This window comes from Alteromonas sp. 5NS40-0096 (assembly GCF_057544385.1).
In genome coordinates, this window is record NZ_BAAJLQ010000001.1 from 569,882 (window position 1) to 594,393 (window position 24,512).

Sequence of the window (24,512 nt, forward strand, 5' to 3'; positions counted from 1 at the left end):
TTCGTGAGGATACGAAGCCTAATGTAACGCTATTTGGTCGTATCATTCCTAAACTTTTGGAACCCTAGCCATCCTGCTCCAGCACTGATAGAGGTAATCACAATGCCCCATGCCCAATCTATCATGGCGATATTCAGGGGAAAGCCTTCAATAACACTGTAATTGGTAAGGTTATAGGTGCCATAGCTAGCGAGGCCGAGCAAAGCGCCATCGATACATGCATACAATAGAGACTGATCGCGATTGGCGACGACTGCTAGAACGAAAACCACGCCACCGTACAGCAAATAGAACACCAACCAAGGCCAGGTAATAATGTCGCTTCTAATAATGCTTGCCATAGCGTCTTGGTACCAACTTGAAGCGATAACACCCAGCCACAGGGCGTCAAGTAGTGCAAAGCACACAAATATACAGACGAGCGCCCCTGCGATACTAGGTGCGAAACGGATAATGTTTTTAAGCATGAGTAAATCCGACAATACAGCTAGGCCTATGAGCCTAGTCAAGTTCATGTTTTTTCATTGAGACACTGCTAAGTGCGGTTTAGACTGCTAATTCTGCTCTTCACGCTGACCGAGTGGTTTTTGATCACCTTTACATATGGTGTCGTAGTCGTCTCGGTAATAACGCAGTTCTTCACATTGAGACTCGTAGAGTTTTTTCGCAGTAAGGGCGCGTTGAGGATATTGATTATCTCTCATCGCTTTGGCCCAAGTCGCACACTCTCGCTCTTGTCGTTTTACTTCTAAAATGTCTTCGCAAGGGTTACTTGTTGCACATCCGGAAGTCGCGAGTGCAATCGATGCTATCAAGGCCGTAGATGGAATCCAGTGGTAACGCATATTATTTCCCCAAATATCGTTCAATATCTTCTTGCAAGCTTTTGAGCTTGTCTTGGTGTATTTGCCTCAGTGGCATACCATCTACCACCTTGTATATTCGCCGGCACTCTTTAACCAACAAAGGTTCCGGTTTCTTCCCTTTATCGAGTATTTTTAAAATACATTGAATTAAGTTTAGTGCAACGCCACTGTTTACGGGAGAAAATTCAAGCGCGAGGCTAAATTGCGCTTTTGCTTGCTCAAATTTACCCTGCTGATAAAGCTCAATACCTTCCTTGTTATGCTTGGTATAGTTAGCTTGACGTTCGGCGAGAAGTGCACTTTCGTGTTGTATGAGTTGTTGCGTATAAGTATCTAGGCCATCATCAGAGTCATTTAACTGTTTACCCAGTGATTGGGCCTCTTCCCACTCTCCAATGTCATACATCAGTTTTAAGCTATCGGGTGCAAAACTCGATGGAATCTTTCCAAATTTTCTCTCTATATGTTGTTGAGACACCATGAGTTGTTTTTTGGCATCGAGCATCTTGCCGTCTAATGCCGCAATACGCGCGTGAATCAACTCCTCGTAGATAGCAATATCAAATCTATCGGCATACCTAACAAGACTGTCGTCGTACTTGCCTCGCTGAACCAACAAGATCGCTTCTTGCTGGTAGCGATTCTTTTGGCTTTTATCCGTGGCATGTTCTGCGGCATCTAAGATGCTGCGCATATGATTACACCAATGAGACACATCTTGATGAACTGTGCGTTTAGATAGTTGCCATATTGACAGGCTTGCTTCTGTCAGGAGTGGGTAATCATTGTTTTGTTTAGCAATATTACATGCCGTCAAGTGCCGTTGTAGCGAGTAGGGTGATATCTTGATGGCTTGTTTTATTGCATCAATGGCCTCATCCCCTTTATCTAAATTATTTTGAGCCTCAGCCAATATGTCATAGGCTTCTGCACTAAAGCGGTTTGAACTGAGAATCGACACCGAGACCGCTTGCGCTTCTTCGAAACGTTGTAAATAGTTAAGCGTCTTACCTCGGGCCACTTGTGCCCAGAGCGGCGTTTTTTTTGTGATGTACTTTTCGATTAATGCGAGTGCTTTAGGGTAATCCGCTATATGCCAATAGAGTTCAACCAGTAACTGGTTCACATGGCGTTGCAAAGGAGTACTTTCAGAGGCTAGCAACTTTGCCTGCGTGATAGCATTGTCCCAGTTATCTTCGAGTATGGCGCTGTAAATGGGTAACATGTATTGCCGTTTGACCCATGCACGCTGCAGCCGACTTTTTAACTGTGCTTGAGAGAATGGCTTAACGATATAATCATCAGGCCGTCTTTCAATCGAACCAAGTACCACTGGTCTGGCACTGTCTGCACTGATAATTAGTAATATTGTCGCAGGCTTAACTAGTTTTCTTACTCGCAGCTCTTCTATCAGTTCGAAACCATTTTTCTTTTCATTGCCCAAGTGTAAGTCAGCAATGACGATATCAAATTTATGCTTCCTGCAACTTGCTACTGCTTGATCTGCATTACCGCAAATCACTACATCCGTTGCGCCCATTGAGTTGAGAAGGCCGCGCAGTAACATTAAGAACGGGCGCTGATCTTCAACGATTAAAATCCGTTTGTCAGCATATTTCATACAACATAATCCACACTGTTGATTCGCTATCGGTATGTTCTTTCATCTTGTCTTCGAAAACAAGAAAATACTAAATAATTCAGAGTGTCAGCCGAAAACAACTAGTAATAATAATGAGAGTTTCGAAGCATGGCACTACCTTCGGCAATAACGCCGATACAGCAAGCAGATTTAGAGTATAGCGGTAACCTGGCGCAAGCGACCGAGAGTGGTGCGCTCTTTTCACTGCTATTGGCGCTTCACTTTCGGCCAGCAAATGAGTACCTCAAAGGCGCTGATGACTCTCAACAAGAGGTAACAGATCCTGATTTCCCAGACCGCCTTAATCAATATCGTCGCCCAAAACTCAACGCCGATTTGGCTACGATAGCGGCAAACTACCACAGTGCTTCATTGCTGAATAAAGGCCTGTTAAAAGATTTGTCTTTACATCAAGCAATGCACCCAGATGCACTCGGTTTTAAACCCGAAGGTCAAATTCTCGGTGAGGACATCATATCGAATTGCGATTACGCTACCCAGCAAAGGTTGAAAAAGACCTCTGACCTAGACAATACCCTTCCTCTGGATTACACCAAACTGGCGGACATAGTACCTGTCGCGACACAAATGCTTTGACGTCTGTCACGGTTCTGGTATAGTCCGCGCCGCATTTTTGCACTGGTTTTACGTTCCAACTAGCAAAGGTAACAGTTAATGTCACACTATATTGTTTGCGCAATGTATAAGTTTGTTGCGCTTGAAAATTACAAAGAGATGCGTCAACCATTACATCAGGTAATGGAAGATAACGGAATAAAAGGCACATTATTGCTCGCAGAAGAGGGTATTAATGGCACGGTTTCCGGTAGCCGAGAAGGCATAGATACGCTGCTTGCCTATCTCAATTCAGATTCACGTATTAATCCCATTTCGTTTAAAGAATCGCTTCACGAAGAAAAGCCTTTCTATCGCACTAAAGTGAAATTGAAAAAAGAAATTGTCACTATGGGCGTGCAAGGTATAGATCCAACAAAAACAGTAGGGACTTACGTTAAGCCCAAAGATTGGAATGAATTGATTAGCGACCCTGAAGTTTTGTTGATCGATACGCGAAATGACTATGAGATTGAAATAGGCACATTCCAAAACGCGGTGAACCCAAACACCGAAACTTTCCGAGAGTTTCCACAGTACGTAAAAGACAACCTAGATCCAGAAAAACACAAAAAGGTTGCAATGTTTTGCACCGGTGGCATTCGATGTGAGAAGTCTACCGCCTATTTAAAAGAACAAGGTTTCGATGAGGTGTATCACCTTGAAGGTGGGATTTTACAGTATCTTGAAGATGTGCCGAAAGAAGACACGATGTGGGAAGGTGATTGCTTTGTGTTTGATAACCGCATTGCCGTAAATCACGATTTAGAGAAAAGTGTCTACGATCAGTGTTATGCATGTCGCCTTCCGATTACTGAAGAAGACAAACAAAGTGATAAATACGAAGCTGGTGTGAGCTGTCCTCATTGTTTTGGTAAACACTCCGAGCAACAAATTGCGCGTTTTAGAGAGCGTGAAAAGCAAGTCCAACTGGCCCAAGCCCGAAATGAAGAACACGTGGGCACAGAAGCACGCAACGCCATGGTTAATCGTCGCAAGCAAAAAGCCGAAGAGCAGCGTGAACGCGCGTTAGCTGCGAAGTCCAACCAGCAATCGTAGACAATAGTCATTGTTGGGCGTAAACTCTTGTCTATGGAAGCTTTTATTGAGGAGCGTATATGAGCGCCCAACTAACAGACGAGAAAATTGCTCAAATTAGGGATGACTTTGGATTCTTTGACAAAGATGGAAATGGTCAAATTGATCTACCTGAGTTTATTGAGCTCTTAACCGTGTTATCGCCAAAAACAAAGGCGGGAAATGTCGAGGAAGGTTTTAAGCTTATCGACAGCAATGACGACGGTTTTATCGACTTCGAAGAGTTCTTGTCGTGGTGGCAAGAATGCTGGTGGGAATACTAGTCCTTACATATTAAAAAGCCGCTATTAAGAGCGGCTTTTTTGTTGTTCAAGGACAATTAGCATAAGCATTTTGCTAAGACGTGTTTCTACTCTTCATCATCTGCTAACAGCTGGCGAGGCTTCCGCTTAACTGGTACAAAACCCACGTCCTCTCCTTGCATCGTATGTACGCGTTTAGTGTGTTTTTTGACGCCACTGGGTGAATTGGTTTTCTTTTTGCCTCCAGACTGAGCATTTGCCTTGCTCTTTATCTTAGAGGAATTTGATTTGAACCCCTTAAATTCAGCCGGTAAAGAAGGATGGGGAGCACACGCCAAATCGTAGTTTACGTGTCGACTGATCGCGACAAAACTCTTCCAATCTCGAGGCCCAACAAAGGATAGTGCCGTACCTTGCTGGCCTGCTCTGCCAGTCCGACCTATTCTATGAATATACTCATCAGATTGTTTCGGCAGGTCAAAATTGACAACCAACCCTACTTTATTGAGGTCTAAGCCTCGCGACGCTACGTCGGTTGTCACCAATACAGAATGTTGTCCACGACTAAACGACGTCATAATGCTTGCCCGCTGGTTTTGGGGCAAATCCCCACTTAACGCTATGGCATCCATATGCTTGGCATTTAATAGGGCGGTGAGGCGTTGGGTATCCTCTCGTGTAGCAGTAAATACGATGGCTTGGTTAAAGGACTGCTGTTCCAAACATGACACTAACATGTCATCTTTGTGACTGACATTATCCGCAAAATAGAGTGACTGTTCGATATCTCCGTGTTCGTCTGTGCTCGAACCTACGGATACTCTAACGGGGGATTGCAACAATTTTCTCGACATGTGTTTCAATTCAATATTATCGAGTGTCGCTGAAAACAACATCGTTTGTCGTTTTCGATGATCGGCAAAGCCATTAATCATCGTCAATTGGGGGGCAAAGCCCAAATCCATCATACGATCTGCTTCATCAAAAATAAGCAGCTCTAAGCCATTCAAAAAGAAAGATTTGTCTTCTAAATGGTCGGCAATTCGGCCTGCGGTACCTACGATGATATGAGGGCAGCGTTTGAGCGCTTTAACCTGATCATTATAGTTTTCACCACCGACGATAAGCTGGCATTGCACGCCTTGTTTCGTTGCCAACCATTTTGCTTCAAGAAAAACTTGTTTCGCTAATTCTCGGGTAGGGGCCAATATAAGTACACGAGGATCTTGTCGGCTAAGCGGCTTTGTGGTCATTAGACGATTCAGAGTAGGAATCAAAAACGCCAGTGTTTTACCTGACCCGGTTTTCGATGATGCAACAATGTCCTTGCCTTGAATGGCAGGTAGGATTGTCTTTTCTTGAATTTCGGTTAGCGTGGAAAAGCCTTTTTCCGAAAGACGGCTGATAATTTTGTGATGGACTGGTAAGTCGGTAATAAGCAAGGGATATACTCTAATAGCAAACTGGTGCCATTATCCCTGATTCGCGAAGGGAGATAAAGAGGCCATCAGCAAAAGCTACTGGCCTCAGTATCAAATCAGAATGTCATTTCGGGAACGTCGCCTTCAACAATAAGTTTACCCGCGGTTTTGTCTTGAATTTCTTCAATGGAAACTCCCGGCGCGCGTTCACGTAAATGAAAGGCTTGGTCTTTCACTTCTAGTACGGCTAAATCTGTGATGATTCGCGTGATACAGTTGACGCCCGTTAGTGGCAATGTGCAAGCTTCAAGTAACTTTGAATTACCACGCTTGTCTGCGTGCGTCATTGTCACAATGATATTTTTAGCACCGGCGACTAAATCCATTGCTCCACCCATGCCTTTTACCAGTTTCCCTGGGATCATCCATGAGGCAATGTTGCCGTTTACGTCCACTTCGAAGGCGCCAAGGACTGTAAAATCAACATGACCACCGCGAATCATGGCAAAGCTTTCCGCAGAATTGAAAATTGACGCACCAGTGATAGCTGTTACCGTCTCTTTTCCTGCATTGATCATATCTGCGTCAACGTCTTCTTCAGTCGGGTATGGGCCCATTCCGAGCAAACCATTTTCAGACTGCAGCATCACTTCAATGTCGTCAGGGACGTAATTCGCGGCTAGCGTAGGAATGCCGATACCAAGATTGACGTAATCACCATCTTTGAATTCTTGAGCCACGCGCATGGCAATTTGTTCTCTAGTCAAAGCCATTATGCACTCTCCTTATTCGACGTTACACGGCGTTCTATACGTTTTTCAAACTCGCCTTTAATTACACGATTTACGTATATGCCCGGTGTGTGAATTTGCGTCGGGTCTAATTCGCCCGGCTCGACGATTTCTTCTGCTTCTACAACGGTAATCTTGCCAGCGGTTGCAGCCATTGGGTTAAAGTTTTGCGCTGTGTGACGATAAACACAATTACCGTAACGGTCTGCTTTCCATGCCTTTACAATAGCGAAGTCGCCCGTGATGGCTTCTTCGAGAATGTACGGGCGACCGTTGAATTCTTTGACTTCTTTGCCTTCTCCAACGGGAGTGCCGTATCCTGTAGCAGTGTAGAATCCGGGTATACCTGCACCACCTGCTCGCATTTTTTCAGCAAGCGTACCTTGTGGAGTGAGTTCTACCTCTAATTCATTGTTCAATAACTGTTGCTCAAACAATGCGTTTTCACCAACGTAAGACGACACCATTTTCGCGACTTGTCTGTCTTCAAGTAGAATGCCCAAGCCGAATCCGTCAACGCCACAGTTGTTAGAAACGATTGTCAGCCCCTTGGTGCCCATGGTTTTTATCTGACTAATGAGCCCTTCCGGGATACCACAGAGGCCAAAACCTCCTGCAATAACGGTCATGTCATTTTCCAGACCCGCCATTGCTTGTGCGTAACTTGTCACAACTTTGTCAAAACCAGACATTACGTTCTCCTGTATTTACGCTGGTGATAATGTAAAAACCAGTATTGTATGATGCTAATGTTTTGTAAATTTGATTTAATATTACTATTGATAAAATTAATTTATTAATTGGTGCTTATGGTTTCCTATAAAAATATGCTCGCGTTCATACATGCTGCCGAGTCCACCACGTTTGCAGAGGCAGCAGAGAAACTCCATGTAACTCAACCCGCACTGTCTAGCGCTATAAAAAAAATGGAGCAACAAATTGGCGGCCTATTGTTTAGCCGAACGACGCGTAGAGTAGAGCTTACGCCGGAAGGGCAAACCTTTTTACCTACAGCAAAGCGTTTAGTCTCTGACTGGGATGAGGCTATTCAAGATATGCAGAACTTATTCGCGATGAATCAGGGAACCTTGAGAATTGCTGCTATGCCTTCTTTTGCTGAGTCTCGTCTACCAATTTCGTTAAAGCAATATCACAAACGTTGGCCCAATATTCGGATTCGCGTCATGGATGTGGTGATGGAAGATGTTATTGATGCCGTGCTTTCGGGAAGAGCCGAGCTAGGTTTTACCTTTGAACCCGACAACATGGATGGTCTTGAATTTAGTCCTATTGGGCAAGATCAGTTTATAGGCGTTGTACCACCCAACCATCCATTATCCTCGGCAGAAAGTGTAGACTGGAAAACCTTGTTGTCTTATCCATTCGTTGCTATGAATAGAGAATCCGCGGTTAGACGCTGGACAGAAGATATTGCACAAGCAGTAGGACCACTAAAAATCATCGCAGAAACCAGCCAACTTGGTTCATTGGGGCAGCTTATCGCTCAAGGATTGGGTATATCGGTTGTACCTGCACTGTGCCAACAGCAAATGGAGAGGAAAGGGTTATTGTGTTTACCCATAGATGATAAACAGCTGGTAAAAAGTGTTGGAATAATCAGACGGCAACGTGGCAGCGTGTCTATTGCGGCACAAGCACTATGGGATCAATGTCTGTAGTTTACTTTCCCATTAATAGACTGAGAATAGGAGAACACCTATGCAGTATGACGTAGATACGCCACAAGCGTACTTGGCAATGTTAGACGATGACTGGCGAAAGGAGTCCTTGCTGACATTAAGGCAGTTAATTTTAGACTGTGACACTCAAATCGTTGAATCTATTCAATATAAGATGTTGTGCTTTACCCTTGGTGACACCGATATTTTTCACCTCAATGCTCAAAAAGGTTACGTGAGTTTGTACTGTGGTGATACAAGTAAGGTCGATCCTGAACACCAATGGCTGGAAGGACTGAACAAAGGAAAAGGTTGTATTCGCTTTTCCAAAACCAAAGTGGTCTCTCAGACATTAATAGGTGACTTTATTAAAAAGGCGGTGTCTTTGGCGAAATCTGGGCACGATATCGGGTGCTAATTTCAGGAGAGTAACAAAGCCTTATTGCACAACTTTAAAATATCCGTAAACTCTCGCGGCTTCGTGCAGGAACAGAGGAATTGTTATATGAAGTTAAAGTGTGTCACATTGGCGTTAGTGGCCTGTTTGTCTAGTGGTTGCGCTTCGCTTTCCCACAAACGAGTAGACGACTTTCTAGATGGAGCGAATGCCAATGCAGAAAGTCGAGAAAAGCGCCAGACGACAAGACAAACCAAGGACAGAAGCTTAAAACAAGATTTGGCAGCGGATTCTATTGCAGGCATGCTCAATGCCCTGTTTAAAGGTATTTTTGATTCCGACGACAACGACTAACAAACACCACACTTTATTTTCTTGCCCTAAATCTATCTTCGCGCAGGCGATGAATTCAACTCATTATCTAAAAAATAGACGATGATTGGACATGGCTTGTGCGCGACATTCACTTTTGAGAAAACTAACTGTTTGGTCGTGTTTAATCATGGCGAGTGAGCGCAAGTTTACGTTTTTTGTTTTTACAATGAGGTAATTTCCTATCATCGCGGTTTCGACCTAGTACTTTGTTAGACTTTATTCAGTCTTATTGGAAGCTAGGGTTAGTTGATGAAAACCTTATTGAATTTTTGTCTCATCGTGTATTGTTTGATGACGCCATGTTCCACCTTCGCAAAATCTCCCTTTGCGCCCAAAGATGACAAAATTCTTGTCTTCATTGGCCAAGATAACCGCTCAATCGGTGCCAATGGCTTGTGGCGAGATGGCTATTCCGATCACATGGGTATTCCCGCGGGGATCTCGCACTACGTTTACTTTTCTGAGGGTAAAACCAACCAGTTTGGTTATCAATTTGATGTAGGTGCGGTTGACGGTCTGAATTCTACTACCCGTTGGGGAGCGGGCCCTAAGTGTTTACGCTGTTTATTAGAAACGCCCGCTTACAAAGAAACATTGGTTCATTTATCGATATCTATGGAGTTGGATGACGAGGGTGAAGTCGCAAGTGGCAATTATGACCATTTAATTCGAGAACTCGCGGACTTTTTAAAAGAATTTGACGACCACATTTTTTATCTGCGAATTGGCTACGAGTTCGACGGTAGTTGGAATCATTACGACCCTGAATTATTCAAACTTGCATGGCGACGTATTGTCGACCAGCTAAAAAGCCAGAACCTAACAAACTTTGCCACTGTGATGGGCGCTTCGCGATATTACGTTGACAAAAGCGTCTGGGAAACATATTGGCCCGGGGATGACTATGTTGATTGGCTTGGCTATTCCTATTGGCACAACGAAACTCGCGCTCCAGTAGTTTTTGATTTAGCGCGAGAAAAAGGACTGCCGGTCTTCATTGCCGAAATCACCCCCAGAGGTTTTTGGCTAAACCAAGTCGATGGCGATTTAATTTGGAATGACTGGTTTCAGTTGCTATTTGACCATGTTGACGCGAACCAAGACGTCATTAGAGCGATCTCCTACATCAATGCAAACTGGAACTCGGATCCAATGTGGCATGGGAAAGGGTGGGGAGATAGTCGCATTCAAATAAACACGCCGCTAAAACTGAAATGGCTTGAGAAAATGGCTACGGCTCAGTTCATTCACAACACTCAAAGTATAAACTTCGAATAGGTTAGACTGCACTGTGAAAACACTGACATTTCTCATCTATAGCAGTTTATTCAGTGCTTTTACTCTTGCTGACAACTTAGCGGTTGTGCCTACTGTTTTTCATCCTTCTGTACTGAGTATTGTTGACCCAGACCAGCCGTTTGAGGTTTTAGCCGAAGATATCGGTTGGGCAGAAGGCCCAGTTTGGTCCGATGAACTCAACGCATTGTTGTTCTCAGATATTGAGCGAAACACCATTTTAAAATGGAATGAAAATAAGGGACTAACAGAGTACCTATCGCCTTCGGGTAACAGTTTAGCACTTGGTAAACCCAAATGGGGTGGTGCGAACGGTTTGCTTATTAATAGGGACGGTTCCCTCGTGCTTGCACAGCAGGGTGGGCGAACACTTGCGAAAATGGTCAGCGATTTGGATAGTCCCACACCTGTTTTTCAGGTTATTGCAAGTACATATCTCGGACGTCGTTTGAATAGCCCAAATGATCTGGTCATGGACAGTGAAGGAACAATCTACTTTACCGACCCGCCTTACGGCCTTGAGGGCTTTGACAAAAGCCCTCTAATAGAATTGCCTTTTTCCGGTATTTTCGCGTTAAATGACAAAAAAACACTGACTGTCATCGATGACAGTTTACGCAAACCAAATGGTATTTTACTTACTAAGGACAACCGTTTTTTATTGGTTTCCGATTCTGAGCCTTCAGTTCATCGAATTTGGCGTTATGAGTTGAACAGAGAAGGGGGCGTTAAAGAGAAACGCTTGTTTTTCGACGCCTATGCAAATCGAATTGGAGACGAGGGTTCCGCTGACGGTTTGAAAGAACATAGCAGCGGACTGTTGTTTGTGACGTTGCCAGGTGGGATGGCGATACTCTCTGGTACAGGGGAACTGATGGCGACGTTCCCTATCGGTTTTACTTGTAATTTGGCATTCGATTCACGCTACCACTATATTTACATTACTCAGCCTCATCGATTACTGAGGCTCAGACTCCGTTACTCTGAACGTTGAATTAGAAGTCACTATGAAGCACTACTTTTACTCGTTGTTTGCCTTGTTCTGCCTGTTAGGGTGTGCCCAGCCTAATCCTGTAAGCCATATTGCTGTTTCGCAAACTAACAACACTTATGTGTTGACCAAAGATGGAGAAGAATATCAAGTAAAAGGCGCAGGCCTGAATACGATTGATGAGAACAAAATACGGGATTTGAAATTAGCGGGAGGAAATACATTTCGTACGTGGTCTACACAAAATGCCAAAACACACCTAACGCTGGCCCAAAAATACGATTTAATGGTACTGATGGGTATAGACTTAAAAAAAGAGTTACATGGGTTTGATTATAATGATGAGATCGCCGTCGAAGCTCAATTTGAATCGGTAAAAAGCCAGATACTCGCCTTTAAGGACCACCCCAATTTGTTGGGCTGGATCGTGGCGAATGAACCTAATTTGTTGTTTGATGAAAATGGTCAACTTATCGATGTTAACCCTAAGGTGTATGACGCGATATCGAAGATAACGGCCTTTATCCATGAAAACGACGGCAATCATCCGGTTACCTATAGCTTTGCGGGTGTAAACGAATCCCATATCAAAACGGCGTTAGCGCGCACTCCTAATATCGATTTTATTTCTGTACAAGTTTATGGAGAGCTTAATGACGTAAACGACGCCATCGTTAAACTTGATATAGATAAACCTTTTATGGTGACGGAATTTGGTCCTACGGGCCATTGGGAAGTACCCACGACTGAATGGGGGCGAGAGATTGAAGAGCCGAGTGGGGTGAAGGCGAATCGCTTAGCACAACGGTTAGATTCAACGTTTTTGACTAATCCGACTAACAAGAATATTGGGCACTTTGTTTTTTACTGGGGGCAAAAACAAGAACGCACGCCCACTTGGTATGGCATATACAACAAAGATGGCAATGCCAATGCTCGATTGGATGAAATGGCGAGGTTTTGGCAGGGAAACTATCCCGTTAATCGAGCGCCAAGTGTAAGTCGAATCACACTAGATGGCGTCTCTCCGGAATCCAGTTTGCGTGTAACACCGAATCAACGTGTAAACATCAGAGTTGAGTTTGTTGATCCAAACAACGATGAGGTGTCATTTCGCTGGGCGGTTTTAAAGGAAGTAAAAGAAAGAAGCCAAGGCGGGGCGTTTGAATTAGAACCTGAAGAGTTGGCAGTGACAATTCAAAAGCAAAGGCGCAAAATCAGCAGTGCAGGTAGTTCAGTTTCTGCCGAAATGATTGCGCCAGATGCTAAAGGTGAATACCGGTTGTTTTTTTACTGCTTTGATAATAATGGAAAAGTCGGAAATGCCAATTTTCCGTTTTACGTGGAATAGTATCGGCACTATCGCAAATTGATGTTTTTCGTTTTTTGAGTTCTCTGTTCAGAATAGACAAAGCTATATACAAAATTGAAAACGAACTTTGATAATTCAACGTTTCCAGCGTTTACCTTTAGAACCGCTCAGATCTGCAGGATAAGTCCACTAGGTTTGAGTTAGCCTTATACTAAGAGGTTGCCAAAACGCGGGGTAAGCCGTGGTTTTTGTGGCCGGGGTGATCTTTAGCAACTAGTTAGGGTTTTTAGCCATTCAATATATCCGTAGTCACTTGCCAAATATCTCCGGTATCGAACAGTATGCCAAAAAAAGAAGCAAAGACTTTGATTTGTTTTTCTTTCTCGTAAATTTGAACGGATAACTTAATTGTCTTTGCTGAATAATCTCCGTAGACCTTACCGCGTGAATGTGTGCCAGATTTAACTTTTTCAAAGCCGAGAACTTGTAATGCTCTCTCAATTTGTTCGGTAGGTTTGCTAAAAGTTGCTATATATTTTGGGAATAGCGAGAGTTTTGGTTTAGAAGCGCCATAAACCTTGAAAGGTAAGATTTTATATAAAGCTGTAAATCCAGCCACGCATACAACAACCAAAATCACTAATTCTTGAATTTCACTCATTACCTAATCCCTTTAGAAACTAACAATTTAACAAGGCGTATTTTGCGCGTTTTTCTGCCAAGCTACCGCTCGATTCAATCATACTGCCATGATTATAAAGTTTGTGGAAGTTGTACAAGATTCTGTCAGACGTGACCAAATCCTGTCATTGAGGTCGTGAGATTGATACTGGTTATATAGATAAAAAAACCGGCTTACGCCGGTTTTTGTGATTGATTGAATAGCCTTACCATTTTTTCTTGGGCGCAAACAATTCGTCCAGTTCGTCTCTTTCTTCTTCTTTTTTCTTGGCTCGGTCTTGCGCATTGACATTTTTGAGGTTGTCTTGAATCTGGCCAAGCTCTTTTTTCAATAATCCAATGCGGGATTTAATGTAGTCGTCGGCATTCGTTTGGTTTTCCAATGCATTCAATGCTTTTTCATAATATTGGCGTGCCGACCCAAGCATTCCAGTTTGAACCGCGCTTTTGCCTCTTTTCATTAAGGTTTCGACATTGACTTTTAATTGCAGTCTTTCAAGCAGTTTGTCTTCTTCTAAGTATGTTTTACTGTCGACTTTGCCCTTGCTGTGCTCTGATCTGAGCAAAACTCGGAGCTTTTTGATAGCCTGAATAAACTGAATGACGAGCTTGTCATTATCCGGCAGATTAAAATCTGATGGGGGTAATTCACCAATTTGAATTGTCTTAGTTCGTTCTTCTACATCAACAATGCGCTGTCGTAGTTCTGCCGAAGTAGGATTGAGTTCATAACACAGTTTAAGTGCATTCAACACACGGCCGTGCAATATATGAATCAATCGTTGAGAAATCGGCATTTGGCCCGCTGCCATGATGACATTTTCCGTTTCGTCGATAATGGCTTTTTGTTTGGCGGCTTCTGCGCGCTTCTCGGCTTCTACTTTGGCTCGGTGTTGTTGAAATGCATTGATGAAGATAGCTGCAATAAACAGTACCACTATCAATACGATAATTATTGTAAACGTCATTAATTCATTTCCTGCTCGCCCAATCTCTGTGGACCGGTTGCGCTGATGTACCTGTGTAAGTGTCTTTTATATTATCGGCTTTGTCCATGAAAACGCTAAGGTATTTTTACTTCAAACACACTACCTCCCAAACTTCCTCCATTTGTTAGAGAAATTTCACCGCATTCGGCATCTCGTGTATGCGCCGCAGCGATAAGCCTTGCAAAGAAAAGACCCAGCCCGGTGCGACCTTGGCTTACGTTAAATTCCGAGAGTTCAGTGTGGCTTTGGCTCAGCATGCGGTCTGGGTAACCTTCGCCATCGTCAGAAACTCGAATGACAAGACTATCTTGGTCTTCAAACGCCTCTATCGATATATTCTGCTTTCCATATCGCAGTGCGTTAACCACAGCATCATTGACTAACAGGTAGATGAGGTCTGCATCAAGGTACCAACTCAGTTCGTCTTGGCATTGGATATTTAAGGCGATGGCCTTTTGTTCTATATAAACGCGATTGGACGCAACAACGTCTGAAAATAGGTCACCAATAAAGCACTCATCAACGGTAATTGGTAGGCTCTCGAGCTGAGAGCGATACAGAGACAATATTTGCACGAGATTGGTATTTAACCGAGAGGCTTCGTAATGGACGTTAGCAACTTGTTCTCGAGACTCAGTCGCCTGTTCTGGAATAGCGTCGGAAAGCTGTTCAATGGATTGAATTAGTAAACACAAGCTATTTTTCATGTCGTGTACGGCGGCAGCCAGCACCGAAGAAAAATCAATTGCGGTGTCTCTTTCCTGATTCTTTTGCATGTAATTATCTTCGCTATTCAATCTGTCCTTATGCTAGTATCTATTAATATTTGAAATTTTTCACAATTTTTTGCATAAGATCCCGTAACTTGGTAAAAATAGGTGGCCACAGCGTCACATAGGGCCACAGTGCGATTTCGAGCACTATTACTTGGTCGGGTACACAACGGACGATTTCATGAAACTACAGCAGCTCCGCTATATCGTTGAAGTATTGAATAATAACCTCAACGTTTCTGCCACCGCAGAGAGTTTATACACCTCACAACCTGGTATAAGTAAACAGGTACGTATGCTTGAAGACGAACTCGGTGTACAAATTTTCGGACGAAGCGGAAAACATTTAACTCACGTTACTGACGCGGGTCACGATGTGATTAATATTTCACGAGAAATTTTAGCTAAAGTTGAGAGTATCAAAGCTGTCGCCCGTGAACACACGCTGCCTGATCAGGGTAAGTTGAACATTGCCACGACTCATACCCAAGCGCGATATGCCCTACCTGATGTCATTCAAGGTTTCATGAATAAATACCCAAAAGTATCGCTTCACATGCACCAAGGTACACCGTCTCAAATCAGTGACCTCGCGGCCAAAGGAGAGGCGGACTTTGCGATTGCTACCGAGGCCTTACATCTGTACAACGACCTTGTCATGTTACCTTGCTACCACTGGAATCGAAGTGTCATCGTCAACAAAGAGCATCCTTTAGCCAAGAAGGGGAGTATCGATATCGCAGATATTGCGAAATACCCCTTGGTAACTTACGTATTTGGTTTTACAGGGCGCTCAGAACTAGACCAAGCCTTTGACAAAGCCGGCCTTGAGCCCAAAATCGTGTTCACTGCCACTGATGCTGATGTAATTAAAACCTATGTCCGTTTAGGTGTTGGCATTGGGGTGATTGCTTCTATGGCAGTCAACGAGGAGCTCGATTCTGACCTAGTGAAAATTGATGCCAGCCACTTATTTGAATATAGCACGACAAAGATTGGTTTCAGAAAAGGCTCATTTTTGCGAAGCTATATGTATGACTTTATTGAACGTTTCGCCCCGCATTTAACACGCGATCGCGTTGAAAAGGCGATGATGCTTAAAAACAATGATGAAGTTGAGAAAATGTTTAAAGGGCACACTCTACCGGTCAAATAAAAAAGCGCCATTAAGGCGCTTTTTTTAGCATTCGATTATATTGACCGCGAGGCCTCCTCTGGCCGTTTCTTTATACTTGGTTTTCATATCGTTACCGGTATCGCGCATCGTTTTAATCACCTTGTCTAGTGAGACTTTATGGTCGCCAGTTCCACGTAATGCCAAGCGTGTGGCATTGATCGCTTTTATGGCACCCATGGCATTTCGCTCAATACACGGTACTTGTACTAATCCGCCAACGGGGTCACAAGTTAATCCCAAGTTGTGTTCCATCCCAATTTCCGCGGCATTCTCAACCGCTTCCACTGTGCCACCCATTATTTCACTCAGCGCCCCAGCTGCCATTGAACACGCCACGCCAACCTCACCTTGGCAACCCACTTCCGCACCGGAAATGGACGCGTTTTCCTTATAAAGGATGCCAATCGCGCCTGCGGTCAACAGGAAGCGGCTAGCAGTTTCTCGGTCTAACGGCTTTATGAATTTGTCGAAATAGTGCATGACGGCGGGGATGATTCCAGCGGCGCCATTAGTCGGCGCCGTCACTACACGGCCGCCCGCTGCATTTTCTTCGTTAACCGCTAAAGCGAACAAGTTTACCCAATCCATCGTTTGCATGGGATCGTTTGTGTTCTCAGTTTGCAAGCGTCGGTAAAGCGCGGGGGCTCTTCTTACCACTTTTAAACCACCTGGCAAGATGCCTTCACTATCGATACCGCGTTGAACACAAGCTTGCATCACTTTCCATATATCGAAAAGCGTATCTTTAATTGCTTCTGCATCTCTGTGAACCGACTCATTTTTCAGCATAAGAGAACTAATGCAAAGCCCATTCTCCTTGCATAGCGACAACAATTCGTTTGCGCTTTTAAATGGGTAGGGCACCTCAGATTGTGATTCTATGGCAACCTGCTTTACCTTATCGAAATCTTCGTCTGTTACGATGAAGCCACCACCAATTGAGTAGTAAGTTTGTTCACTCACTAACATGTCACCAGAATATGCGTAAAAGGTGAGGGCATTGGCGTGCTTGGGAAGTGTTTTACGACGGTGAAAAACAATGGCATCTTTTGCGGGAAACGCCACGTCATACTTACCAGATAAACTGAGTGTTTCTGACTCTCTTACATGCTTGAGTTTTGCATCAATTGTATTGACGTCGATGAGGTCTGGGAGTTCGCCTAAAAGACCCAAAATCACCGCTTTTCCGGTTCCATGCCCAATGCCAGTTTGCCCTAGGGAGCCAAACAGCTCTGTGGCAACTCGTGTTACCTGAGTATCGGAGTGACTCGTCACTCGTTTTGCAAATTCAGCGGCGGCTTTCATTGGCCCGACTGTATGGGAACTCGAAGGCCCGATCCCAACGCTGAACATATCGAATACGCTAATCATTATTATTTTTCCACGGTCTTACTTCATTTTATTTTGTACCGCGTAATGATTTCAGGCAAGAAATGAAAGTTAATGAGTTGGATTAGAAATAGTTATGACCTGTAAAACTATTGAAACAGGATTCTTGGTTATCGAATGATCAATCTATCGAGTCTATCTATTTTCTGAATGGATGAGGTGAGACAAATTTCGCAACATAGAAGCCGTTGCGCCCCAAATCAACTTATCTTGCCATGGAATAAAATAGATTGGCTGCTTGGTGCCTTTTCGCTCGGCGTAATGCACCTGATGATTATTTTGGTTTAGCAAAAATGGTAACGGGACTTCGAAGATAGATGACACTTCGTTTTCGTCGATGGCTACAGGGTAATTAGGTTCAATAAAACCTACAACGGGGGCGACGCAATAGCCACTTATGGTCCGAAAGTTGGGCAGAGCGCCAATCGTTGTTATTTGCCCTGTCGGAATGCCGACTTCTTCTTCGGTCTCTCTCATGGCGCCGTCGAAGATATTTTCTCCCTCGTTTAAACCGCCTCCCGGAAAACTGATTTGGCCTGGATGGTGTTTTAAATGTAATGCCCGCTGGGTAAAGAGGACAGTTAACTCATTACCGTAATCCACAAGTGGTATAAGTACAGCCGCGGGGCGGCCTTTACCTAGTAGAGGAAAGTCCTGTTCTTTATGGCGTGGTTGGTGCAGTAGAAACTGGGTGATGAATTGTTCGCGATTCACTTCTCACTCGCTAGTATTGGCAGAATTCGAGACACTTTGTCCAACGTCTCCTGATACTCATCTTTAGCATTCGAATCCAATACAATACCACCTCCTGCCCAACAATACAGGGTGTTGTTTTCCGCAAGGAGTGTACGTATGCATATACTTGAATCCATATCGCCGAAAATGCCAAGATAAACCATGCTACCACAATAGATATTTCGTTGGTGTGGTTCCAGTTCGTCGATAATTTCCATCGCACGAATTTTCGGCGCACCGGTAATCGAACCACCGGGGAACGCACCTGACAAAAGATCGAAGCAGGAAGAGGATGGCTTTAATTTACCCTTTACGGTGCTCACCATGTGATGCACAGCGTTATAGGATTCAAGCGAAAATAAGTGAGGCACAGTTACACTACCGGGTTCACAGTGTTTGCTGATGTCATTTCGCAATAAGTCGACTATCATCAAATTTTCTGCACGGTCTTTTTCGGCATTCAATAGCGCGTTAGCAAGCCTATTGTCTTCTTCTTTATTGTCAGAGCGAGGCCTTGTTCCTTTTATCGGCTTGGTTTCAACATCACCTTGTTTAGTGCTGATAAAACGCTCTGGAGAGATGCTTAAAATACATGATTCTGGCAAGCGCATAAAACTAGAAAACGGTGCTTTGTTGGCCTCGCGAAGCGACAAATAGGCTTGCCACTCACTACCTTCATAAGAAGCATTAAACCGTTGGGCAAAATTGATTTGGTAGCAATCGCCTGCGACTAAATAATCGTGTACGCGTGCCAGGTTTTGTGTGTACTGGCTTTGGGTCATATTTGACTGCCACTCACCGGTTAAAGCAAACGGCCTTTTGTTTTTATGGACGCCAACGTCATAGTCCAAAATGGACTGACACTCTGGCCGTTTAGTTTCAAAAATACGCCCCGTTAATGTGTCCTCAATCACACAATGTAAATAAATTCCCATCGCCATGTCTGGGCAGGCATATCCGCCTTCCGCCACGTTAGGCAAGGTTTCATAATAGCGACCCAAGTCATAACCACAGAGTCCAGCAGCGCCCACAATAAAGGGTAAACTCTCTAAATCCACATCTGTTTTATTGTTAATTTTGACAGTCTGTTTAAGGTTCTCCACTAACGCTGACACGGCGGCTAAAGGTTTGTCGTGTGACGTTTTATGTGAATTGTCTGTCGTATCAATAATACAAATAGTACCTTGTTGAGCAACAACCACTTTGGCTGGATTGACCATGATCATATTGAAGCGGCCATCGCTTTGTTTACTTTGAGAGGTATCAAATAACAGTGACCAAGGATTGGATTCAACACTCGCAAACAAACTCATAAATGTTTTGCCTGCAGGAAGTAACAGCTCGCTCAGTGTCAATGTTGTGGTTGTGTGTTGCATTAAAGGTAATTTCTCTACTTCTGACTGTGTTTCTGTCCGTTATTTGAACAAATTGTTCCCACCCACCAAAGTCTTAGCACAAGTTTCTATTAATTCTTGGTTCAAATAACGGGATTGCGCTAGTATACGGTCTTTATCCCAAAAACGTGCGATTAACCATGACTTTTTGTCACAAAAGTGGAGGGTTTTCTTGCCAAGTGGACAATAAACCGTCACTTTGTCTAAAACCTAGATCGCGCGGACACAAAGCCAATCCTACACATGAGAGGACGACATGACCGTTATCCGTCAACAAGACTTCATTGATAGCATCGAAGATGCACTTCAGTTTATTTCGTTTTACCACCCATTGGACTACGTAAAAGCGGTAGAACAGGCTTACTTAAGAGAAGAAAGCCAAGCCGCTAAAGATGCAATGGCGCAAATATTGATCAACTCCCGTATGTCTGCAGAGGGTAAACGCCCACTATGTCAAGATACGGGTATCGTAACTTGCTTTGTAAAAATCGGTATGGGAGTGACCTGGGATAAAACGGATATGACGGTTCAAGAAATGGTTGACGAGGGAACCCGTCGAGCCTACTTGAATGCTGACAACCCACTAAGGGCGTCAATCGTTGCCGACCCAGCCGGCGCGCGAAAAAACACAAAAGATAACACACCTGCTGTAGTGCACGTTGATACAGTAGCTGGCGACAAAATAGAAATTATGATCGCTGCCAAAGGTGGCGGTTCTGAAAACAAGTCCAAGATGGTCATGCTTAACCCTAGCGATGATATTGTCGATTGGGTGGTGAAAACGGTTCCCACAATGGGAGCCGGATGGTGCCCACCGGGTATGCTCGGCATAGGTATTGGTGGTACCGCTGAAAAAGCAGCGGTATTGGCAAAAGAAAGCTTGATGGACCCTGTCGATATTCAAGAACTTATCGAGCGTGGGCCACAAACAACGGAAGAGAAGCTTCGTGTCGATATTTTCAAAGCTGTGAACGACTTGGGAATAGGCGCACAAGGTTTGGGTGGTTTGACAACGGTTGTTGATATTAAAATCAAATCGCTACCGACACACGCGGCGTCTAAACCCGTTGCCATGATTCCAAATTGTGCGGCAACGCGTCACGCCCATTTCTATCTCGACGGCAGTGGCCCTGCAGAACTGACACCTCCCAAACTAGAAGATTGGCCTGAAGTGACCTGGGAAGTGAGTGAAAATACACGTCGCGTTAATTTGGATGATGTGACCAAAGAAGACATTCAAGAATGGAAAGTCGGCGAAACAGTGTTGTTGTCCGGCAAAATGTTGACGGGTCGAGATGCAGCTCACAAACGTATCCAAACCATGCTTCAAAATGGAGAAGGCTTGCCAGAGGGCGTAGACTTAACCAACAGGTTTATTTATTACGTTGGGCCTGTTGACGCAGTTGGTGACGAAGTAGTTGGCCCTGCAGGCCCTACAACAGCGACCCGCATGGACAAATTTACTGACATGATGCTAGAGGAAACTGGCTTGATTGGTATGATTGGTAAAGCCGAACGGGGTCCAGCGACGGTTGAGTCGATTGCAAAGCATAAGGCAGTCTACTTAATGGCAGTAGGCGGAGCCGCTTATCTAGTCTCCAAGGCGATCAAAAAGTCGCGAGTCGTTGCATTTGAAGACTTAGGTATGGAAGCCATTTATGAGTTTGAAGTGGAAGATATGCCTGTCACCGTCGCAGTTGATAGTACTGGCGCTAATGCTCACAAAACAGGCCCTGCCATTTGGAAAGCAAAAATTGCAGACTTAGACGCTGAGTTGTCAAAATAGTACCGTTATATAATGATTAGCAACGGGTACTTAGGTACCCGTTTTTGTTTAGGGACACAGAATATTTCATGATCACCATTGATCTCGCCACCACTGGATTATGCGCAGGCGCCGCCGGGTTAGGCGCTGTTATTACTTACTTGATTTGTAGTAAAAAAGCCTCGCAGCGGGTACAGCAGCTTACTCATGATTTCAAATTAGTAGAGCAGGGGCTAGAGCAGCGTTTGTCTCAGGCCGATGTCATTGCCGACCAGTTAAACAGTGATATTGTAGAAGCGAAGCGTCTTGAAACCTCCTTGAGGGAGGCTTTGACTCAAAGCCAACAAATTGCAGCCCTCACTCCACAGCTTGAAAAACAAGTAGAAACCTCGTCTGAAGAGCTAGCAGCATTGCGATCCTCGTTTACTCAGCTACAGGCGAATTATCAGTCTCAGCAGGCTGGCTTTCACGAAGCGCAAAAAGCCAATGAGGATAAAATTGCACTGCTAGAAGATACAGAAAAACGCCTAAATGAACAGTTTGAGAATCTAGCTAATCGAATTTTCGAACAAAAAAATGAGTCCTTCCTCAAACAAAACAAATCAGGCCTAGATGCGTTACTGACGCCGTTAAAAGAACAGATCGACGGATTCAAACGACAAGTTACCGACCAATACGTCAAAGAAGGTCAAGAGCGAGCATCGTTGAAGACCGAAATTTTGACGTTAAAAGAGCTTAACAAGCGTATTACAGATGAAGCTGCCGCTTTAACGATGGCATTGAAAGGAGATAACAAGCAACAGGGTAACTGGGGCGAGGTCGTACTAGAGCGCATCCTAAAAGAGTCAGGGCTACGGGAAGGTCATGAATTTGAAACACAAGTGTCAGTTAGGAACGAAAGCGGAAAGCTTCAGCAACCGGACGTTGTGGTACATCTTCCCAACGACAAAGACGTTATCATCGACTCTAAAGTGAGTTTGTCTGCTTATGAACGTTTCTTTAACGAGCAAGACGAAGTGGCGCGTCAGCTGCTGTTGAAAGAACATGTCAACTCAATCAAAGGCCACATTAAAGGGTTAGGGGCCAAAGATTATCAAGACTTGCCAGGAATCAGAACCCTTGATTATGTGTTGATGTTCATTCCTATAGAACCCGCCTTTTTGCTCGCGATTGAAGAAGACCCTGAATTGGTCACCCTTGCTTTAAATCACAATATCATGTTGGTGAGCCCAACTAATCTGTTGGTTGCTCTGCGTACCATTAACAATATTTGGCAATACGAATATCAAAATCAAAATGCGCAAAAGATTGCTCAGCACGGCGCTAAGCTCTATGACAAGTTTGTCGGATTCGTTACGGATATGGAAAAGGTCGGCAAATCCATTGAAGCTACACAAAAAAGTTATGAGGGTGCAATCAACAAGCTATCGACTGGACGAGGCAACTTGGTTAGGCAAGTAGAACAATTTCGGACGTTAGGGGTTCAACCGAGTAAAAAGCTACCTGATAGTATCGTCAACGAGCCTGATAGCGACTAATCTATACTGTGCCACAGGGTACTGTCGGAGGTTGGTGTGTCCTGTGGCAAGAACGGATTCTCTATGCGGTGCACGACACGTTTTGTGTTTTGCAGAAATTTTAGTGCTCGTTTATGTGATGGATATTGCTCGAAGTGCCGAGCAAACTCTCCACTTTTTATCATCGCTCTTAGGCCTGATTCCAACCTTTGTGCGAGTATTTCTTCATCTTTTTCGACGAAAAAGTACATCGCTGCCGGATAGTGAATCAACTGTGATGTGTCTATCATTAATTCATCATTGCCATAAAGGGCAAATTCAGCCCAAGCTTCTACAACAGAACGTGGAAAAAAATCCGCATAACCTCCTCGTACAGCAAGAAACATATTCTGCCACGTATTTTGTTCAAATACGGTAAAGCCTGCTTCCCGCATTATGAAGGTGTCTGGCCACCCTGGGCCTTGAATTGCAGTTAACGTTTTGAACTGTTCTAACGTAGCGATACGCTGGAATTTGGTCTTTGAGTTGCGGTGAATAATGGCAACTCGATAGCCTATCAATCCTTTCATCAGCGGGATTCTGACGGCTAAATAGTTCGCTTCGCGTTGCTTTGATGTCATCGTCCAGTATACGTCGATGATGTCACGATTAAGGCTAATCAACGCCCGATTTTGCAGCATTGGAAGGTGGACCGGATCGAGATTGAAGTTTCCAAACTCATGCCTTGAATTTTCTAATGCTTTGACAAAAAGGTTTTGGTAATAGAGCTTTTGGTGGTCGGCTGCCATGTTGTAAGTTGGATACTTGTACGTTGGAACCGGCACTGGCTTGTCTATCGCCATAATGAACGGGGAGAGTATGGTGCAAAAGGTAAAAACAAGCGTTCTTATCAACATAACTAATTATTGCAGTGCTTTGAGTTCTGTTTTTATATCTGCTCTGATTACGTCAATTTGCGCGGTCAATTGATCGACGCTGTCGCGCTCATCAAAAACATTTTCCCACTCGTTGCTCCATAACTGTTTTAGCTTAGTTGATTCATTTTCTACATCTTCACTAATCAGTGTGCTCATATCCACAATTAAACCAACCTTAACCCAGCCGATCCTTGGGCTACCTTCAACAGGATTACTGTCATAGTAGGCAGCGAATATGTTTTGTTCAAATTCTGAAAGTAAGGTCAAGACCGCAAATGAAGCGGTGCGAATGTTGTTATTGTCTTCTGTCACTTCTAGCCGCCAAGTGTTGTACGTAAAGCCAGCAACGGCAAAAACTAAACTAAAAATAGCGGTTAAATAATAACTTGTGAGTTTTTGATTTTGGTTTTCTAAAGGCGATATCATGGTAATACTTTCAATGTTCGTCTC

26 protein-coding genes are annotated in these 24,512 nt (G+C 44.0%); 12 read left to right on the top strand and 14 right to left on the bottom strand.

All coding sequences use genetic code 11. The features are described from left to right. Positions 1 to 29: 29 nt before the first annotated feature. Genes AC27G9_RS02595 through AC27G9_RS02605 form a run of 3 tightly spaced genes read right to left on the bottom strand, consistent with a single transcriptional unit; the run spans position 30 to position 2,487 of the window. Positions 30 to 515: a DUF2177 family protein gene (locus tag AC27G9_RS02595; protein ID WP_487070715.1), complete on the bottom strand. Its 486-nt coding sequence runs from the start codon at positions 513 to 515 to the stop codon at positions 30 to 32. Between the two features lie 39 nt (positions 516 to 554). After that, complete coding sequence (locus AC27G9_RS02600) at positions 555 to 845, bottom strand: hypothetical protein (RefSeq protein WP_487070717.1); 291 nt, start codon at positions 843 to 845, stop codon at positions 555 to 557. 1 nt (position 846) lies between these two features. Then, positions 847 to 2,487, bottom strand: coding sequence for a response regulator (locus tag AC27G9_RS02605; RefSeq protein WP_487070719.1), 1,641 nt, complete (start codon positions 2,485 to 2,487; stop codon positions 847 to 849). 129 nt (positions 2,488 to 2,616) lie between these two features. Here AC27G9_RS02605 and AC27G9_RS02610 point away from each other — a divergent pair, with 129 nt between their 5' ends. From AC27G9_RS02610 to AC27G9_RS02620, 3 genes are all read left to right on the top strand, one after another. Next, the gene (locus AC27G9_RS02610) at positions 2,617 to 3,105 is read left to right on the top strand and encodes a VC2046/SO_2500 family protein (RefSeq protein WP_487070721.1); all 489 of its coding nucleotides are present in this window, start codon (positions 2,617 to 2,619) and stop codon (positions 3,103 to 3,105) included. A 78-nt stretch (positions 3,106 to 3,183) separates the two neighbouring features. After that, positions 3,184 to 4,182, top strand: a complete 999-nt coding sequence (trhO, locus tag AC27G9_RS02615; protein WP_487070723.1) for an oxygen-dependent tRNA uridine(34) hydroxylase TrhO — start codon at positions 3,184 to 3,186, stop codon at positions 4,180 to 4,182. A 59-nt stretch (positions 4,183 to 4,241) separates the two neighbouring features. Beyond that, a complete protein-coding gene (locus AC27G9_RS02620) occupies positions 4,242 to 4,484 on the top strand; it encodes an EF-hand domain-containing protein (RefSeq protein ID WP_487070725.1) in 243 nt (80 codons plus the stop codon). Between the two features lie 86 nt (positions 4,485 to 4,570). Here AC27G9_RS02620 and AC27G9_RS02625 read toward each other — a convergent pair whose 3' ends face one another. The 3 genes from AC27G9_RS02625 to AC27G9_RS02635 all read right to left on the bottom strand — a co-directional run bounded on the left by AC27G9_RS02625 (position 4,571) and on the right by AC27G9_RS02635 (position 7,367). Further along, positions 4,571 to 5,905: a DEAD/DEAH box helicase gene (locus AC27G9_RS02625; RefSeq protein ID WP_487070727.1), complete on the bottom strand. Its 1,335-nt coding sequence runs from the start codon at positions 5,903 to 5,905 to the stop codon at positions 4,571 to 4,573. A gap of 95 nt (positions 5,906 to 6,000) precedes the next feature. Next, positions 6,001 to 6,657 (bottom strand): CoA transferase subunit B, encoded by a 657-nt coding sequence (locus AC27G9_RS02630; protein ID WP_487070729.1) that lies wholly within the window; start codon positions 6,655 to 6,657, stop codon positions 6,001 to 6,003. Next, positions 6,657 to 7,367 carry a CoA transferase subunit A gene (locus AC27G9_RS02635; protein WP_487070731.1) on the bottom strand — a complete coding sequence of 237 codons (711 nt, stop codon included), beginning with the start codon at positions 7,365 to 7,367 and terminating at the stop codon, positions 6,657 to 6,659. Before AC27G9_RS02635 ends, AC27G9_RS02630 begins: the two co-directional genes overlap by 1 nt. Positions 7,368 to 7,502: 135 nt before the next feature. On the opposite strand from AC27G9_RS02635, the gene AC27G9_RS02640 reads away from it, so the two are divergent. The 6 genes from AC27G9_RS02640 (at position 7,503) to AC27G9_RS02665 (ending at position 12,764) form a co-directional block, all read left to right on the top strand. Then, on the top strand, positions 7,503 to 8,354 hold the full coding sequence (locus AC27G9_RS02640; protein WP_487070733.1) for a LysR family transcriptional regulator: 852 nt from the start codon (positions 7,503 to 7,505) through the stop codon (positions 8,352 to 8,354). 40 nt (positions 8,355 to 8,394) lie between these two features. Then, a complete protein-coding gene (locus AC27G9_RS02645) occupies positions 8,395 to 8,772 on the top strand; it encodes an iron chaperone (RefSeq protein WP_487070735.1) in 378 nt (125 codons plus the stop codon). An 87-nt stretch (positions 8,773 to 8,859) separates the two neighbouring features. Beyond that, complete coding sequence (locus tag AC27G9_RS02650) at positions 8,860 to 9,105, top strand: hypothetical protein (protein ID WP_487070737.1); 246 nt, start codon at positions 8,860 to 8,862, stop codon at positions 9,103 to 9,105. A gap of 270 nt (positions 9,106 to 9,375) precedes the next feature. Beyond that, the gene (locus tag AC27G9_RS02655) at positions 9,376 to 10,404 is read left to right on the top strand and encodes a glycoside hydrolase family 26 protein (RefSeq protein ID WP_487070739.1); all 1,029 of its coding nucleotides are present in this window, start codon (positions 9,376 to 9,378) and stop codon (positions 10,402 to 10,404) included. A 13-nt stretch (positions 10,405 to 10,417) separates the two neighbouring features. Next, positions 10,418 to 11,416, top strand: a complete 999-nt coding sequence (locus tag AC27G9_RS02660; RefSeq protein ID WP_487070741.1) for an SMP-30/gluconolactonase/LRE family protein — start codon at positions 10,418 to 10,420, stop codon at positions 11,414 to 11,416. Positions 11,417 to 11,429: 13 nt separating this feature from the next. Beyond that, the gene (locus AC27G9_RS02665; RefSeq protein ID WP_487070743.1) at positions 11,430 to 12,764 is read left to right on the top strand and encodes a glycoside hydrolase family 2 TIM barrel-domain containing protein; all 1,335 of its coding nucleotides are present in this window, start codon (positions 11,430 to 11,432) and stop codon (positions 12,762 to 12,764) included. A 247-nt stretch (positions 12,765 to 13,011) separates the two neighbouring features. On the opposite strand, the gene AC27G9_RS02670 is transcribed toward AC27G9_RS02665, so the two are convergent. The 3 genes from AC27G9_RS02670 to AC27G9_RS02680 all read right to left on the bottom strand — a co-directional run bounded on the left by AC27G9_RS02670 (position 13,012) and on the right by AC27G9_RS02680 (position 15,171). Beyond that, positions 13,012 to 13,386, bottom strand: a complete 375-nt coding sequence (locus AC27G9_RS02670) for a hypothetical protein (protein ID WP_487070745.1) — start codon at positions 13,384 to 13,386, stop codon at positions 13,012 to 13,014. Between the two features lie 226 nt (positions 13,387 to 13,612). Continuing rightward, entirely contained in the window at positions 13,613 to 14,374 is a 762-nt protein-coding gene (locus tag AC27G9_RS02675; RefSeq protein WP_487070747.1) for a hypothetical protein, read from the bottom strand. A gap of 95 nt (positions 14,375 to 14,469) precedes the next feature. Continuing rightward, complete coding sequence (locus AC27G9_RS02680) at positions 14,470 to 15,171, bottom strand: sensor histidine kinase (protein WP_487070749.1); 702 nt, start codon at positions 15,169 to 15,171, stop codon at positions 14,470 to 14,472. 178 nt (positions 15,172 to 15,349) lie between these two features. Here AC27G9_RS02680 and cysB point away from each other — a divergent pair, with 178 nt between their 5' ends. Beyond that, positions 15,350 to 16,324, top strand: a complete 975-nt coding sequence (cysB, locus tag AC27G9_RS02685) for an HTH-type transcriptional regulator CysB (RefSeq protein ID WP_487070751.1) — start codon at positions 15,350 to 15,352, stop codon at positions 16,322 to 16,324. A gap of 24 nt (positions 16,325 to 16,348) precedes the next feature. Here cysB and AC27G9_RS02690 read toward each other — a convergent pair whose 3' ends face one another. The 3 genes from AC27G9_RS02690 to pabB form a co-directional block, all read right to left on the bottom strand. Next, the gene (locus tag AC27G9_RS02690) at positions 16,349 to 17,716 is read right to left on the bottom strand and encodes an L-serine ammonia-lyase (RefSeq protein WP_487070753.1); all 1,368 of its coding nucleotides are present in this window, start codon (positions 17,714 to 17,716) and stop codon (positions 16,349 to 16,351) included. 153 nt (positions 17,717 to 17,869) lie between these two features. Continuing rightward, positions 17,870 to 18,448 (bottom strand): CoA pyrophosphatase, encoded by a 579-nt coding sequence (locus AC27G9_RS02695; RefSeq protein ID WP_487070755.1) that lies wholly within the window; start codon positions 18,446 to 18,448, stop codon positions 17,870 to 17,872. Then, complete coding sequence (gene pabB, locus AC27G9_RS02700; protein ID WP_487070757.1) at positions 18,445 to 19,845, bottom strand: aminodeoxychorismate synthase component I; 1,401 nt, start codon at positions 19,843 to 19,845, stop codon at positions 18,445 to 18,447. Before pabB ends, AC27G9_RS02695 begins: the two co-directional genes overlap by 4 nt. A gap of 274 nt (positions 19,846 to 20,119) precedes the next feature. Here pabB and AC27G9_RS02705 point away from each other — a divergent pair, with 274 nt between their 5' ends. Continuing rightward, a complete protein-coding gene (locus AC27G9_RS02705) occupies positions 20,120 to 21,649 on the top strand; it encodes a fumarate hydratase (protein ID WP_487070759.1) in 1,530 nt (509 codons plus the stop codon). Positions 21,650 to 21,717: 68 nt separating this feature from the next. Then, positions 21,718 to 23,166, top strand: a complete 1,449-nt coding sequence (gene rmuC / locus AC27G9_RS02710; RefSeq protein WP_487070761.1) for a DNA recombination protein RmuC — start codon at positions 21,718 to 21,720, stop codon at positions 23,164 to 23,166. On the opposite strand, the gene AC27G9_RS02715 is transcribed toward rmuC, so the two are convergent. Next, entirely contained in the window at positions 23,163 to 24,041 is an 879-nt protein-coding gene (locus AC27G9_RS02715; protein WP_487070763.1) for a hypothetical protein, read from the bottom strand. The genes rmuC and AC27G9_RS02715 overlap by 4 nt on opposite strands. Before the next feature lie 6 nt (positions 24,042 to 24,047). Further along, positions 24,048 to 24,488: a hypothetical protein gene (locus AC27G9_RS02720; protein WP_487070765.1), complete on the bottom strand. Its 441-nt coding sequence runs from the start codon at positions 24,486 to 24,488 to the stop codon at positions 24,048 to 24,050. Positions 24,489 to 24,512 lie beyond the last annotated feature (24 nt).